The sequence below is a fragment of the Stenotrophomonas terrae genome (assembly GCF_001431465.1).
In the GTDB taxonomy this organism is placed as follows: Bacteria; Pseudomonadota; Gammaproteobacteria; order Xanthomonadales; family Xanthomonadaceae; genus Stenotrophomonas; species Stenotrophomonas terrae.
The window spans coordinates 52,972-68,288 of sequence record NZ_LDJJ01000041.1 but is presented as its reverse complement, the minus strand read 5'-3'; the positions used below and the strand labels follow the sequence as shown (position 1 = coordinate 68,288).

The following is a 15,317-nucleotide window of genomic DNA, read 5'->3' as shown; positions in this document are numbered from 1 at the left end:
GTCAATAGACCCCGGCTCTGGAGATGCGCGATGCCTTGCTTCATCTGCAAGACCTGCGGCACGCAATATGCCGATTCAGCGCAGGCGCCCGCTGCCTGTCCCATCTGCGAGGACGACCGCCAGTACGTCGGTTGGAGTGGACAGCAGTGGACAACACCGCAGGCCCTCGCTGCGGAACACGCCATCCGCATCGGCGACGACGATGGCGTGCGCAGCTACGACATCACGCCCGGCTTCGGCATCCCGCAACGGATGGCGCTGGTGCCAACGCGGGCAGGCAACCTGCTGTGGGAGAGCCTGAGCCTGGTCACCGATGCCGCACTCGCGGATATCCACGCCCACGGCGGGGCGACCGCCATCGCTATCTCCCACCCGCACTTCTATGCGGCGATGGTGGACTGGAGCGATGCGCTAGGTGGCATTCCGATCTGGCTGCATGCAGCGGACCGGCAATGGGTACAACGCCCGGCACGCCAGCTGAGGTTCTGGGAGGGGCCGACGCAGGCCTTGGCCGACGACGCGCGGCTGATCCATTGCGGCGGTCACTTCCCGGGCAGCTGCGTGCTGCATGTGGATGCGGGTGGCGCGGGTCATCTGTTCAGCGGCGACACCCTGCAGGTTGCGATGGATCGGCGCAGGGTGTCGTTCATGCACAGCTACCCGAACGCTGTCCCGCTGCCGTCCGCTGATGTGGAAGGTATCCGCAACGCACTGCGCGCATACGATTTCAACCGGGTTTACGGCTATAGCCGGGGCCGCAACATCACCGGCAATGCGCGACGTGCGGTGGATGCCTCCTTCCGCGCGTTTTCGCAATTTGAGCACCCACAGGACCGGCCATGAGCACCTCCATGCACAGTCACTTACTCACCCCCACTGCGCTTGCTGCGTTCGCACCGGCCCATCACATCCACGCCGACGCGCTGCCGTGGATCCCTGCGGATACAGCGGGCAAATCGTCCAAACCCTTGAGCTTCATGCCGGGCAACAGCGGCTTTGTCGAACTGTTGCGGATGGAGCCCGGCGTGGTGATGCCACTGCACCGCCACAGCGGCCCGATCCACGCATGGAACCTGACCGGCAGCCGCCGCCTGTGCACCGGCGAACTGGTCGGCCCCGGCGATTATGTATACGAACCACCGGGCAATACCGACTGGTGGAAGATCGAGGGCGATGTGCCCATGGTTGCCTTGGTGATCGTCCATGGCGAAGTGGAGTTCATCAACGCGCTCGGTGAAGTCCGTGGGCGTGCAACGGCCGCCACACAATTGCAGCACTACATCGCCTACTGCAAACAGCACGGAATTGAGCCTGTGCATAGCTTCGTGGGCCAATGAACCTGTGGTCGGTCGTTCGCGCATATGCAACCGAAATGGCATAGCAAATGCCTTTGTAGATCGCTGCGGCTTCGCAGTCGCGGTACGACCGCTTCGGCACTGATGCTGTCCCGGGCCCCGCAGCGAATCCAAGCTCTTCAGGCGCTGTGGTGAGCAGATCTTGGGCGTATGCAGACCTGCGCCCACAATCAGGCAGCGACGTGATATCGCTTGGCCCGCGATAGCTCACCACCGCTGACGCGATACCGATGACCGGCGTAGTTGCCGGCGTCAAGCACGCCTTCCCTTGCCGCACAGCAGCCGGTCCCTGTTGCCGGGCCGTTGCGCAAAGTTATTTCACTAGCTAAACGACCGAGGGCGAAACCGGCTTCCTGCCGGTTAACTTCCACTAGTGGAACCGATTGGTTTCTTTGCGAAAACTGGCGCCTGATTTGGGTTGTTTCTCATGTATCCATTCCGCTTGCGTAAGGATAATTCGCCGCCGTTGCAGGCTTGTCTGCTGCGACCGCGTGCAGGCCTCGGGCTGCAGGGCGGTCGGCAGGACGCTTCGATCCCGAGGTTTCAGGGCTGTGTAGCGATGCCATCCAAACCGTGCAGGAAAGGCTGGCGCATACGAACGATCTTCTGCCCACGACGTGCAGCAAGGCCAGCGGCCCGCTGCTGCCGCTGAGTGAGCGCGGTGGTGGCCACTGGCGCAGGTGTGCTTGTCGTGACCGCCATTCATTGCCCGCCGGTGTGCCCGCGAGGGCATGAATGACGATGACGTCATGGTTGCGGATCGTGCTTCGAACAACAGATGTGCAGCCGCTGCAAGGCGATTGCACGTTCCATTTGAATCATCAGGAGTTGAACAGTGAACACAGCGGCAAACGGCCAGATCATCCAGGCGGTCAACGACAACGACAGGTTGGTGATGCTGGCTGACAGCATCCCGGTCATCGATGCGATCATCGATGACCATGGCAACCTGACCGGCGTAGTTGCAAATGGCGGCTATACCGATGACGGGCGCCCCGACATCAAGGGCAAGGGCCACCCAGGTGACCTGGTGCATATCTATGATGGCGCCGAACTGCTGGGCCGGGTCCGCGTTGCCGCTGATGGAAGCTGGACGTTCACGCCGGCGCTGCCGCTGGCCGATGGTCGCCACGCAATCACCGTCGTCCATGAGTCGCTGGATGGCGACGTCAGCGACTTCTCGGCGCCGTATGTGTTCATCGTGGACAAGGTCGCACCGGAAAAGCCGGCCATTGGTGATGTGACCGATGATGTCGGTCCGCAGACCGGCTCGGTCGGCAACGGCGGCAGCACCGATGACAACACGCCGACCCTGTCGGGCAAGGGCGAGCCCGGCGGTACCGTCGCCATCATCGACAACGGCCAGGTGATTGGCGAAGCGGTCATTGCCGACGACGGCAGCTGGACGTTCACCCCCGATACCGAGCTGGCCGATGGCCAACACGAATTCGAGGTGGTGATCACCGACCAGGCCGGCAATGCCTCCGACGTTTCCGAAAAACACATCGTGGCGGTGCAGGCGCGGGTGCCGACGCAGATCGCCACCGTCACCGCGATGAGCAAGGACTGGGGCGTAAGCAGCAGCGATTGGCTCACCAACGACGGCGGCGCAGGCCGCTTGATGCAGGGCTCGCTCAGTGCGCAGCTGGCCGCCGATGAGCGCCTGCTGGTCTCCACCGATGGTGGCCTGAGCTGGAACGTGGCCTCGGTGGATGGCTTGAGCTGGGCTGCGCAGGACAACAACAGCCACGCCGGCAACTGGTCGATCCAGACAAAGGTCGTGAACGATGCCGGCCGTAGCGGCGACGTTGAATCGCGCGATGTGTTCCTCGATACGCTGGCGCCGGACGCGCCGACCAAGCTCAGCGTTGACGGTGCCTACCTGACGGTGGCCTTCAAGACCGCATCTGTTTCGGCCGGCGACATCGTCAGCGTGGTGCTCAACGGCCAGCGCTTTGATTACTCGCTGACGGTCAAGGACGTGAGCGCGGGCAGCGTACGGATTGCACCGGGTTTCGCGGTGGGCACTGGCGACGTGATGGCAGCGATCATCGACAAGGCCGGCAACAGCTCCAAGTACCGCGACATGGGCGACAACAGGTTCATCGATTTCAACAGCGCCTCGTATGTGAACCTGAGCACGGGGCAGAGCACGAGCTACAACGGCCTGCGGATCACCTCCGAGATCGACCACGATGTCTGGCAGGTGCCCGAGGCGATAACCGGGCTCACCAGCAATGACCCGGCGGTCTATACCGGCATGAAGATCGGCGTGACCGGGCGTACCCGCATTGATTTCACCGAAGGCCCGGTGTCCGAGCTGAAGTTCCTGGTGACCAACCTGCAGGCCGGGTATTTCGATCCGTCGGTGGTGAGGTTCTATACCGCCAGCGGCGCTCTGGTCGGCCAGTTGTCGCTGTCCGCCTATTGGCCCAACTCCTTGAACGCCTCGTTCAAGGCGCCAGCGGGGCAGGATTTCTCATACATGGTGGTGAGCACCGGCTACAAGGTGCCTGGCTACAAGGGTATCGGCTCGTGGGACTGGATTGGCCTGGATGATTTCGAGATACGCGGCGGCGCCAGTGAGCTCAACGTGCTCAAGCAGCAGACCATCGATGGCAAGGCCGGCACCTACTACGGTGGCAACGAGGACAATGTCTTCGCATTGGCCAATGTCGCCCACCTCAATGCTGCCAGCAGCGGTGGTGTGTCCGGCGGCGGTGGTGCCGACACGCTCAAGCTCACCGGCGCCAACCAGGTGCTGGACCTGGCACTGCTGAAGGACAAGATCGATTCCATCGAAATCTTCGATATCACCGGCAGCGGCAAGAACACGCTGAAGATGTCGATTGCCGATGTGCTGGGCACCGGTGCGCGTGATCAGTTCCTTGCCGACGGCAATGTGCAGGTGCTGGTCAAGGGCAACGCCGGTGACAACGTCGTGCTCGGCGCGATGATGAACGGTGCGGTGCAGGGCCAGTGGCAGCAGCAGAGCGAAGTGCTAGTGGCCGGTGTCACTTACACGGTCTACAAGCACTCGGTGTTCGCCGCCGAAGTGCTGGTGCAGAAGGGCGTCGAGGTTCAGTTCGACATGTCCATCGTGGTGATGGGCAAGGACAGCGATACCGCAGGTGACTACACCACGGCCGATGGCAGCGCCGGGCGCCTGGTCCAGGGCGAGATAATGTCGGTACTGCCTGCCGGTGCCAAGGTGCAGGTGTCCACCGATGGCGGCAAGCAGTGGAGCAATGCGCTCGTCAAGGACGGCAAGTGGTTCTTCAATGACATGCAGGCGCACGCGCAGGGCTGGACCATCCAGGCCCGGGTTGTCAGTGCAGCCGGCACGGTCGGGCAGATGATCGAGCGCGCGGTCGAGCTGGTCGGCAAGCCGGGTACGCCAGCGATTGTGCGGATTGCCGAAGCCGAAGGTGTGTTGGCCGCGGCGGAGGCCAGCAACGGCGTGGACGTGATCGTCTCGTTGAATGGCGCCACGGCCAAGGCCGGCGATATCGTCCATGTGCAATGGGGTATCGCGAGCTACGACCACGTGTTGACTGCCGCGCAGGCAAGCGCGGGGGAGCTGACGGTGAAGGTGCCGGCGGCGGTGACCAGCAATGCCGTGGCTACCGCGCAGGGCGTGGCCTACGACTTTGATGTCACCGTCAGCATCGTCGCCAATGGCGTGCAGGGGACAGCATCGGCGGCCTATCAGGTGGTTGGCGGTGGCTTCGCCAGCAAGGCGCTCAACGACAACCTCAATGTTGCCGCAGTCACGGTGGTCGACAATGCCTATGCAGGCAAGGGCCTGACCGTGACGGCCGAGAATGCCGCGCTGAGCAAGGGCGCGGCCACCACCAGCACGCTGGCGGGCCTGAGCCTTGCCGGTGGTGAGGACGCTGTCGCCCACTTCGCGTTGGAGAAATCGGCGAGCAAGTTCCAGCTGACCTTGTCCGGGCTGGACAATGCGGCCGGTGGTGCGGTGATCGTCGTCTATGACGTGACCGGCAACGAGATCCAGCGCGAGACGGTGCTGGGTACCTTGACCTCCAAGCGCTACGTGAAGGTCTACGCATTCACCGCCGCCGAGGGCGTGGATATCGGCAGCTTCGATGTCATTCCGGCTTCGGGCAAGGTGACCGTTGGTGCCTTCAGCCAGACCCAGGTAACCCACGTGCTGGATAGCCGAGACGTGAACACGATCGACGAGCTCACCGATACCTATTACGGCAGCGCTGGCGATGATGTGATCAGCTTGAAGTATGCGGCGGCCAGCCACCTTGCATCCGTCAGCAACAAGGGCATCCACGGTGGTGATGGCGTCGATACGTTGAAGATCACCGGTGCGGGCCAGGCCTTGAATCTGAATCTGGCGACGTCGGCCGGCAAGCTTTCCGGCATCGAGATCATCGACCTCACCGGCACCGGCAACAACACCTTGACCTTGTCCTTGAAGGACGTGCTGGCCAATGGCCAGGTTGACCTGTTCCATCAGGGCGGCAAGTCAACCGTGCAGATGATGGTGAAGGGCAACGCCGGCGATGTGGTCAATCTCGATGATCTGCTGGGCGCCGGTGGCCCGGACCTCGGCGATTGGGCGATGGCGGGCAAGCACTCCGTCGACGGCGTTTCCTACGCCGTCTACCAGCACTCCGGTCTGGATGCGGAGCTGTTGGTGCAGGACGTGCTGAAGGTTGGCCTGATCTAAGGCAGGAGATGGGCAGCCGGCTGCAGACCGGCTGCCCATCGTTCCAACGACGACGATCCGTCGCCGCGGCGAATGCGCTTGAGCTTTCTTCACGCCGGTTTTCGCTTGGGGCGGTGAGCGTTGCCTCATTCCCAGGCAAGGTCGACACCATGGCACGTCCCATCTGGAGTGGAACCCTTTCCTTCGGCCTGTTGAACGTGCCGGTGTCGTTGATGAGTGGCGAGCGCAAGGTGGACATCGGTTTCCGCATGCTCGACTCCCGCGACAAGAAGCCGATGTGCTTCGAGCGGATCAATGCCGATACCGGTGAAGAGGTGCCGTGGAAGGACATCATCAAGGCCTTCGAGTACCACAAGGTCAGCTACGTGGTGGTTGAGAAGGAGGACATCGCCTCGGCTTCGCCGCAGACTCATGAGTCCATCGACGTCGAGACCTTCGTTGATCGCGATGTGATCGGCCTGCACTTCTATGAGAAGCCCTACGTGCTGGTGCCGGGCAAGAAAGCCGAAAAAGGCTATGTGCTGCTGCGCGAAACGCAGAAGAAGATCGCTAAGGTGGGTGTGGCGCGGGTTGTCATCCGTACTCGCGAATACCTGTGCGCCGTCGCCGCCGAAGATGATGCGCTGGTGCTATTGATGCTGCGTTACCCGCAGAAATTGGTGGAGCCGTCCGAATACAAGCTGCCGGACGGCAAGCCGTCGGAATACCGCATCCCCGCGCGGGAGAGCGAGATGGCCGCCAACCTGCTTGAATCGATGGCCACAAGCTGGCAACCGGAAAGCTACGAGGACGAGTTCCGCAAGCGTTTGAAGGCCAAGGGTGCCACCACCCGGATCATCGATGAGCAGGCGCCCGAGCATGAAGACGCCGCCACCAACGTGGTCGACTTCATGTCGCTGCTGCAGAAGATCCTGGATGAGAACAAGCGGACCCCGGCTAGGCGCGCGCCGGCAAAGAAGGCCAAGGTGGCGAAGAAAGCCGCCAAGGCGCCTGCACGCAAGGCTACCAAGACCCCACGCAAGGCGGCGGCACGTTAGCGATGGCCGGCGCGCGGCGGATCGTACCGGTGGGTAATGGCGGCAGGCGAATGCGCGGGCGCACGTTTCTCTATGTCCTGCCATGTGTTGGCGAAGACTACGCAAAGCTCGGCATTGGCACCGATCCGATGGACCGGCTGCAGGCATTCTCGCCGCGTTACTACGAGTTGTTCGATCTGCAGCAGGGCTGGTTGGTGGAGGCCGAAACCGAGCAGGAGGCGCGTGGCTGGGAAACCCAGTGGAAGCGTCAGTTGCGCGTGCATGCTGCGCCTGCGCCGTTGACGGTTCCAGCGCGGGCCGGCGGCCACACCGAATGGTTGCGAGGCGCATTGGCGGAGCTGGGCAGCCTGCGCGATGCGCTTGAGCTGCAGGGCTACACGGTGCACTCTTCGTTGCATTCCTGGGTGCGCGAGCGAATTTCACAGCAACGTGAGTTGCTGGCCAGCGCGGAACAGGCTGCTACAAGTGGCTTTGGTACGCCGTCGCAGTGGCCAGCGGCAATTGCCCATCCCGGCCTGCTGCGCATGCGTGACGGACTGGATGCCTACGTGGCGCTGCAGCTGCCGATCCAGCAGCTGCTTTCAGCTGAATTGCGGGCGTGGCATGCGCGTAACAGCCTGTTGTTGACGTTTGCGGATGACCGGTGGTGAGCCTGCTGGAACAGCGGCGCAGGACTGCTTCGGCCAGTTACTGAGCCCGCAGCGTAAGCAATTGCGCGTAGCGAACTGCAGCTGCGCATGGTGCTTGACCCGCTGGCAGGATCGCGCGGATCAAAGCCGACGATGCGCTGAACAGATGTGCGGGTTCATCTGTATCCGCTGCTGAAAGAACGAATTGAGGACCCCGCCCTAACGTGGCTGGGGTGAGCCTGTGCCTGCGGCGATTCCGCCGCTGAAGCGAGGCAAGTTCGATGTCCACCCAACACAGAACACCGCACCGCAATGATGACAGCGATCCGCGCGCGCAGGATCAGCGCCATGCACAACAGCCGGACGAGCCTGGCCAGCCGGGGCGGGAGAAGAAAGCCCCACACCGCGACAATGACGAGGAAGAGTGAGCACTGCGATGCACGTGCATGCTGCGGGTTCGCCGGACGGCAATGTTGTCGATCCAACGCATCCCGTGCCGATAGAGGACCCACCTCCGCATCAGCCTGTTCCCGGTGCGCCTGACCGGCCGCCGGAAAAGAGGGCACCTGGCGACGAGCCGGGCAGGAAAAAGAAGGCGGCACCGTGAGGTGCCGCCTTCTTTATTCACCTACCATGCCGGGCGTGGCTGCAGGTCGCGTCAGCGCATCAATGATGCGCGCCTGCCACCATCAGCGCCGAGCTGTCCACGCGCGTTACGCCCTTGATGCCCTTGGCCGCAGCGATGGCGCGGTCGGCTTCCACCTTGGAGGCGACGGTGCCACTCAAGGTCACCACGCCGTTGACGGTTTCGACCTTTATTTCCATGCCCGATACATCCTTGGTGGTCAGCAGCTCGGCCTTGACCTTGGTGGTGATCCAGGTATCGGTGCCGGGCTGTTCGGATTCATGGCCCTGCATCGCCTGGCCGGCGGCCTGCACGGTGAGCGCAGTGCCTGCGCAGCCAACAGCGATCATGCCTGCGAACAGCAGTTGCTTCATCTTGCGGGTTTCCATGGCGCATCTCCGATCGGAGCAACGATGCTCCAGTTGCAGGATGCACGCTGCGCGATTAAGCCAATGCCTGCATGCGGTGATGAGCAGGTGCATGAAATGCAAAGCTCGCGTAACGCGAGGGCAACGCGCTGTGGTTGAGTGGGCGCTGATGCGGTGTAACTGCGCGGATTCAGCGCCGCGCTGGAAGAATCAGGCGATCATCAGATCCCAGGGCAGGTTGGAATCCCTGAACTTGAAGCGATAACCATCAAAGTCGATCTGCTTGGCGATATTGCCCTGCGCATCGACCATGGTATGGAAGCAGACGTCGCTCAGGCCCATGGTCGCAACGCGGCGTCCATCGTTGCTGCCCTTGGGGACGTTCTTGGATTCGGTGGCCAGCAAGGTGACCGCGCGCAGCTGGCGGCCCGGTCCTTCCAGGAAGAATTGAACGTTGTGCATGTGCGTGCTCCGGTATGCGATCCCCCCGAATCAGGCTATTCACCTATAGCGGGGAGGTGGATGAGGGGCAATGGCTGAATGCGCAGAACTGAGTGTTGGCGCTCATTTAATCTTTTACGGCGCGCGGCTTGGATGCCGTGTATCGCGCTCTGCAATACGGATACGGGCTTGATTACCAGGGTGCGACCGACAGTGCGATGACCAAGGCGATGACGGCGATGCCGATCAGGATGATGCTGCGCTGGCTGAACCTTCTGCGTTTCATGCAGGCTCCCGTGCAGTGCAAGGCGATGTTGCCAACCCCAGCTATAGCAGAGGCTTTCGCAACGCCAAGCAAACGCCGCAGGGCGGCGGTGGTGCGCGGTTAAGCAATGCGCCGGTTTGCACTGGCGGCATCACCTACGATGAAACGCCATGCGATTGCATTGGGCGCGGCTGCGGCGGCAGTGCCGCAGCCGCTGCAGCATCATTCAACAACAGGCAGCGTGATGTAGCTGGGGTACTCGCTGCTGTTCCAGATGCGCTGCGTCGCCTTGCGATAGTCGCCGGGTTGGGCGAAGAAGATGTTGTCCACATACTGCTGCGGGTTGCGGTCGTAGAGCGGGAACAGGCTTGACTGCACCTGCACCATCAAGCGGTGGCCGGGTTGCAGCGTCTGGTTCACATTGGGCAGGTCGAAGGTATACGACTGCACCGCATCGGGCGTGATCGGCTTGGGCTGGCTGAAGCTGTCGCGGTAGCGGCCACGGAAAATGGTGATCGCCAGCGGCAACTGATAGCCGGCCAGTTTCGGGTTGTCGGGGTACTGGTCCGGATAGACATCGATCAGCTTGACCACCCAGTCGCTGTCGGTGCCTGAGGTGGACGCGCTGAGCTGCACCTGCGGCATGCCGGCGAGCTTCATCGGTTTGTCCAACACCGGGCCGGTGTAGGTGAGCACGTCGGTGCGGCCGTCGACGAAACGCTGGTCGCGCACCAGCCAGGTGGTCCAGACATCGCGGTCGCCCATGTTTACCGGGCGTGGCACGAACGGCACCGGCTTGGCCGGATCGGAAACATATTCGGCGTACTGCGCGCCGCTGCTGCTGTTGAAGCCCAGCTGCGCGTCGGCGTTCAAGTACAGGCGGCGCGCCGTGGCGCCGCAGTCGCGCGTGCAGCTTTGCGGCCAGTTGCGGTAGCTGTCCCAGCGGTTGTTGCCGGCGTCGTATACCCAGACCGGCGGCGTGTTGGCCGCTGGCGCGCCGTCCTTGAGGTACTGGTCGAAGAACGGCTTGAGTACATCGCGGCGCCACTGCAGCGCGGTATCACCGTTGAAGTCCAGTGCGCCGAGTGAGCTGCCGTTGTAGTTGGCGCCGCTGTGTCGCCACGGCCCGATCACCAGGAAGTTGCGGGTGTTGTCGTGGTCCTTGGGCTCCAGTGCAGCCCAGGCGGTATGCGCACCGTAGATGTCTTCCTGATCCCACAGGCCCTGTTCCCACATGGTGGGCACGGTGATTTCGGGCAGCTTGGCCAATAGCTTGTCCAAGGCCTGTTGCTGCCAGAACGCGTCATAGGCCGGGTGCTCGCTGACCTTGTGCCAGGCCGGTATCTGTTCCAGTCCCTGCGTCTTGGCAAACGCACCGACCGAGCCAGCCTGCAGGAAGCTGCTGTAGTCATCGGCGCCGGGCATGGCCATTTTCGCGCCAGTGCCGCGTGCGGTCATCTGGCCGCTGAAGTAGCCAAGATTCACCTGCCGATAGGCGCCGTGCTGGAACCAGTCATCGCCCATCCAGCCATCGATCATCGGGCTTTCCGGTGCGGCCACTTTCAATGCAGGGTGTGGATCGAGCAGGGCCATCACCACGGTGAAGCCTTCGTACGACGAGCCGAGCATGCCGACCTTGCCGTTGGACTCGGGCAGGTGCTTGACCAGCCAGTCGATGCTGTCCCAGGCGTCGGTGCTGTGATCGATCTTGCCGGGGTTGAGCGGCCCGCGTGGCGGCCGCGTCATCACGTAGTCGCCCTCGGAACCGTACTTGCCACGCACGTCCTGGAACACGCGGATATAGCCGTCTTCGGCAAATACCGTATCGCCCTGGGCGAGTGCATCGACCAGGCGCGTCGCGCCCGGCGTGCGATCAACCCGGCCGGCCGCGTTGTACGGCGTGCGGGTGAACAGGATCGGCGCGTTATGCGCGCCCTTGGGGATCATGATCACGGTGTAGAGCTTGACCCCGTCACGCATCGGGATCATCACCTCGCGCTTGATGAAGTCACGCGCCGGTTCCGGTGCGACAAACTTCTTGCCGGTGATGTCCGGCGTCATCGGCGAGACCTGCGCCGCTGCGCTGGGTGCCATGCCGATGCCGCAGACGACGGCGATGGTTGCTGCCAGGATCTGGATCCGCATTGCTCGACCTCACGCGTTCGGGGCAAAGGCTGACGCTATGCCTGTGTAGCGGTGGTAGCACATGGCAAAGGTCATGGGGTTGATGCGAAAGGCACCCCTCCCCAACCCTCCCCTGCGCTACGCGCAAGGGAGGGGGTAAAGGCGGCACCGCGTTGACCTGACCCGGCGCGGCGCTCAGCCCCCTCCCTTGCGCGTAGCGCAGGGGAGGGTTGGGGAGGGGTGCTCCTAAAGCTCTACGCGGCAACCCAAACTCACCCAGCCAGCAACTCCACATGTTCCCCAGCCGGCCCACGCAGGCTGCGGCGCTCACCTACAGCGCATACCTGCCAGCCGGCCTCACGCAGCAGTACGTCATCGGCCGCCGGCAAACGCAGCGCAAGACTGTACTGCCCCGCATGACGGACCTTGGCCGCAGCAGGCAGTTCCACCTGATCGATCTCGACCATGCACTGCCCGGGCATCGGCACCACGGCGACCGGGAAGCGGCCTTCCAGCGCTTGCCCATAGGCACGATTGAGCACGGTGATCTTGGTATCGAAAGCCCAGCCCTTGGCTCCCAACAGCGTCGACCACGCGCGTTGCGAGGCATCGCGATCCGGCGTGGTCATCACCCCGATGAAGGTATTGGCCACGGTAGCGTCGGTCGTCGGCAGATCGAACGGCGGCACCTGCGCCTTGATCTGTGTGAGATACAACAGCTCGCCGCAGGGGCCCAGCACCTGCGCGGCGCGGATGGCATCGCTCAGTTCCAGGTTGGCGGCCGCGCCCAGCACCTTGAATGGCGGCTGCAGTGCCGCTGCCAGGGTGTCGATGTCGCCGACCAGTACCTCCAGCGACAGCCAGCCGTGGCGGTACATCGGTTCACCGACGACTGCCGCGGGGTCCTCGATCACTCGCAGTACCGGCTCGCCCGCGCTGTTGGCCAGCCAGGCCAGCGGCGCGCCGGCCAGATCGTGCAGGTCCAGCGCGGCGGCATCGTCGGCGCCGAGTGCGCCTTGCTGTTGCACCTGCAGGTCCAGCTGCGCGACATAGGCCTTGCAGACCTGCTGCAGGTCCGGTGCGATCAAGGTGGCGTGGATGATGCCTTGTTTCATGTGCGGCGCTCCGTGGCCAGTTTGCGCTCAAGCCAGGGCATCAGGCCGCCGCCGGCGACGATTTCCATCAGCTCGGTGGGGATCTTCTCGCAGCCGAATTCGCGGCCGGTGCTGTGATTGATGATGCGTCCTTCCACCGGGCGTACTTCCAGTTCATCGCCGCGCGATGCCTGCAGATTCGCACACACCAGCGCCGGTACGCCAAGGTTCAGCGCGTTGCGATAGAAGATGCGCGCGAAGGATTTGGCGATGATGGCGCCCACGCCGAGTTCGGCCAGCGCCTGCACCGCCTGCTCGCGCGAGGAGCCGATACCGAAGGACTCGCCGCCGACCACGATGTCGCCGCGCTGCACTTCACCGGCGAACGCCGGGTCCACCGCTTCCAGGCAATGGCTGGCGAGCACGCTCATCGGCTCGCGCATATAGGGGCCGGGCGCCAGCACATCGGTGTCGATGCGGTCGCCGAAGACGAAGGCCTTGCCACGGACATTCATGCGCCTTCTCCCAGCAGCTCGCGCGGATCACAGATTTCACCCTTCACCGCGGCCGCCGCCACGCTGTACGGCGAGCCCAGGTAGACCTGTGCCTCGGCCGAGCCCATGCGGCCCTTGAAGTTGCGCGCGGTGGTGGACATGCACACTTCGCCGCTGCTGAGCATGCCCGCACCCATGCCGGCGCAGGCACCACAGCCGGACGGCAGCAGGATGGCGCCGGCAGCGGTCAGCGTGGCCAGCGTGCCTTCGGCAGCCGCCTGTGCCGTCATCGCCACCGAGGCCGGAGCGATCAGCAAGCGCGTGCCCTTGGCGACCTTGCGGCCCTTCAGCACCTCGGCGGCCATGCGCAGGTCGGTGAGCTTGGCGCCGGTGCAGGCGCCGATATAGGCCTGGTCGATATGCACCTTGCCGTGCTCACCCACCGGCCGGCTATTGGCCGGGCTGTGCGGCGCGGCCACATGCGGGGCGATCTGCGCGGCGTCGTAGCGGTAGTGATGCAGGTAGTTGGCGTCGGCGTCGCTGCGCCATTGCGCCAGGTCACCGTGGAAGGGCTTGCCGGCCTGTTCCAGTGCCGCAAGCGTGGTCGCATCGGGTTCGACGATGCCGGTTTCCGCGCCCAGTTCGGCGGCCATGTTGCACAGGGTCAGACGCTCATGCATCGGCATCGCCTGCACCGCGCTGCCACCGTACTCGAACACCTGGCCTTCGTTGCCCATGCCGTACTGGCCGCACAGCATCAGCATCACGTCCTTGGCGCTGACGCCGGCGCCGAGCACGCCATCCAGCTGCACGCGGGTGGTCTGCGGCACGCGCAGCCAGACTTCGCCGGTGACCAGCGCGCCGGTGATGTCGGTGGCGCCCATGCCGACCATGAAGGCACCGAAAGCACCGCCGCTGGGCGAGTGCGAATCACCACCCACGCAGAACATGCCCGGCTGCACATGGCCGTGTTCCTGCAACACCACATGGCAGATGCCGAGCATGTCGTAATGGGTGACGCCCTGGGCCTGCGCCCACTTGCGGGTGAGCGCGAGGATGTCGGCGCTTTCCATGTCCACTGCGGGCACGAAGTGGTCGGAGACGACCACGACCTTGTTCGGGTCCCACACCTTGGCACCCAGTTTTTCCAGACGCGAGGCCACCCGGCGGGGGCCGCCGGAGTCGTGCATCATCAACAGGTCGAGCCTGGCGGTGAGGATCTCACCGGCACGCACGGCCTCACGCCCGCAGGCACGGGCGAGGATTTTTTCGGCAAGCGTTGCACTCACGGTCGCACTCAAGCAGACGTCTCCGGGTTGTTGGTTTCGTAGTCCAGGCGCATCTGGTAGCGCAGCTGGTCTGGGCGGTATTGGATTTCCAGCAGGTCCTGCAGGTGCTGGTTGGCATCAAAGGAACGCCGCTCCAGGGTCATCACCGCCTGCCCGGTTGCCATCTGCAGATGCATTGCCGACAGCGCGCCCACGCGCATCGCCGACACGGTCTGCTGCACCTTGGCGACCTCGATGCCGCAGCGGCGGAACAGGTCGATGCGCGAGCCATAGGCCAGGTTTTCGGCGTTGAAGTCCGGATGCCGGGTGCGGGTCCAGCTGCCGTAGTAGCCAAACGGATGGCCATGGCGGCTGCGCACGCGCACGCAGCGCACCAGCGGCTCATCGGCAGCGCTGCCGAACAGTTCGCGGATGGGCTCGGGCGGCACGACGCATTCCCAGCCAAGCAGCCGCACCTGGGTGTTGCCGGCCAGCGTGTCCAGCGTGTGCATCAGCTCACCGAGCGGTGTCTTCAGCGGCATGGGGATGGTCGAGGTGCGGACCTTGCCGCCAACCACGCGGGTACCACGGCCGCGCTGGCGTACCAGCAGGCCGTCGTCGGCCAGCAGCTGCAGCGCCTGGCGCACCGTCACCCGCGAGATGCGCAGGCGCCGGGCCAGCTCTTCCTCGCGTGGCAACTGCTCGCCATCGCCGATCTCGCCACGCTCGATCAGCCCGCGCAGGAAGCACTGCAGCTGGTGATAGAGCGGCGCATGCACGTCGCGGCGGAGGATGCCCTCCAGGGATTGGGTGGTGAACGGGTCCACGGCAGCAGGCCTGGCAGCTCAGAATAATCTTAATGATATATCTATATAACTATATTTGACCGATGCCGCAATCGCCGGCATGGGC

13 protein-coding genes are annotated in these 15,317 nt (G+C 63.8%); 6 read left to right on the top strand and 7 right to left on the bottom strand.

Annotation, left to right across the window (positions count from 1 at the left end; genetic code table 11):
- The first annotated feature begins 30 nt into the window (after positions 1-30).
- The 6 genes from ABB27_RS12840 (at position 31) to ABB27_RS19970 (ending at position 8,154) form a co-directional block, all read left to right on the top strand.
- Entirely contained in the window at positions 31-843 is an 813-nt protein-coding gene (locus tag ABB27_RS12840; RefSeq protein WP_057629181.1) for an MBL fold metallo-hydrolase, read from the top strand.
- Complete coding sequence (locus tag ABB27_RS12835; protein WP_244479230.1) at positions 840-1,337, top strand: cupin domain-containing protein; 498 nt, start codon at positions 840-842, stop codon at positions 1,335-1,337. The genes ABB27_RS12840 and ABB27_RS12835 overlap by 4 nt, the downstream gene beginning before the upstream one ends.
- 853 nt (positions 1,338-2,190) lie before the next feature.
- Positions 2,191-6,060 carry an Ig-like domain-containing protein gene (locus ABB27_RS12830; RefSeq protein WP_057629180.1) on the top strand — a complete coding sequence of 1,290 codons (3,870 nt, stop codon included), beginning with the start codon at positions 2,191-2,193 and terminating at the stop codon, positions 6,058-6,060.
- Between the two features lie 149 nt (positions 6,061-6,209).
- Positions 6,210-7,097, top strand: coding sequence for a non-homologous end joining protein Ku (ku, locus tag ABB27_RS12825; protein WP_057629205.1), 888 nt, complete (start codon positions 6,210-6,212; stop codon positions 7,095-7,097).
- Between the two features lie 50 nt (positions 7,098-7,147).
- A complete protein-coding gene (locus ABB27_RS12820) occupies positions 7,148-7,747 on the top strand; it encodes a hypothetical protein (RefSeq protein WP_057629179.1) in 600 nt (199 codons plus the stop codon).
- Between the two features lie 260 nt (positions 7,748-8,007).
- A complete protein-coding gene (locus tag ABB27_RS19970; RefSeq protein ID WP_161809650.1) occupies positions 8,008-8,154 on the top strand; it encodes a hypothetical protein in 147 nt (48 codons plus the stop codon).
- Between the two features lie 238 nt (positions 8,155-8,392).
- Here the strand turns inward: ABB27_RS19970 and ABB27_RS12815 are convergent, their stop codons facing one another.
- From ABB27_RS12815 to ABB27_RS12785, 7 genes are all read right to left on the bottom strand, one after another.
- The gene (locus tag ABB27_RS12815; protein ID WP_057629178.1) at positions 8,393-8,740 is read right to left on the bottom strand and encodes a BON domain-containing protein; all 348 of its coding nucleotides are present in this window, start codon (positions 8,738-8,740) and stop codon (positions 8,393-8,395) included.
- 189 nt (positions 8,741-8,929) lie between these two features.
- Entirely contained in the window at positions 8,930-9,181 is a 252-nt protein-coding gene (locus ABB27_RS12810) for a hypothetical protein (RefSeq protein WP_057629177.1), read from the bottom strand.
- Between the two features lie 466 nt (positions 9,182-9,647).
- The gene (locus ABB27_RS12805; RefSeq protein ID WP_057629176.1) at positions 9,648-11,570 is read right to left on the bottom strand and encodes a CocE/NonD family hydrolase; all 1,923 of its coding nucleotides are present in this window, start codon (positions 11,568-11,570) and stop codon (positions 9,648-9,650) included.
- A 251-nt stretch (positions 11,571-11,821) separates the two neighbouring features.
- On the bottom strand, positions 11,822-12,664 hold the full coding sequence (locus tag ABB27_RS12800) for a hypothetical protein (RefSeq protein ID WP_057629175.1): 843 nt from the start codon (positions 12,662-12,664) through the stop codon (positions 11,822-11,824).
- A complete protein-coding gene (locus ABB27_RS12795) occupies positions 12,661-13,158 on the bottom strand; it encodes a LeuD/DmdB family oxidoreductase small subunit (RefSeq protein ID WP_057629174.1) in 498 nt (165 codons plus the stop codon). Before ABB27_RS12795 ends, ABB27_RS12800 begins: the two co-directional genes overlap by 4 nt.
- On the bottom strand, positions 13,155-14,426 hold the full coding sequence (locus ABB27_RS12790) for a 3-isopropylmalate dehydratase large subunit (protein ID WP_211263711.1): 1,272 nt from the start codon (positions 14,424-14,426) through the stop codon (positions 13,155-13,157). The genes ABB27_RS12795 and ABB27_RS12790 overlap by 4 nt, the downstream gene beginning before the upstream one ends.
- Before the next feature lie 8 nt (positions 14,427-14,434).
- A complete protein-coding gene (locus ABB27_RS12785; protein WP_057629172.1) occupies positions 14,435-15,232 on the bottom strand; it encodes a GntR family transcriptional regulator in 798 nt (265 codons plus the stop codon).
- Positions 15,233-15,317 lie beyond the last annotated feature (85 nt).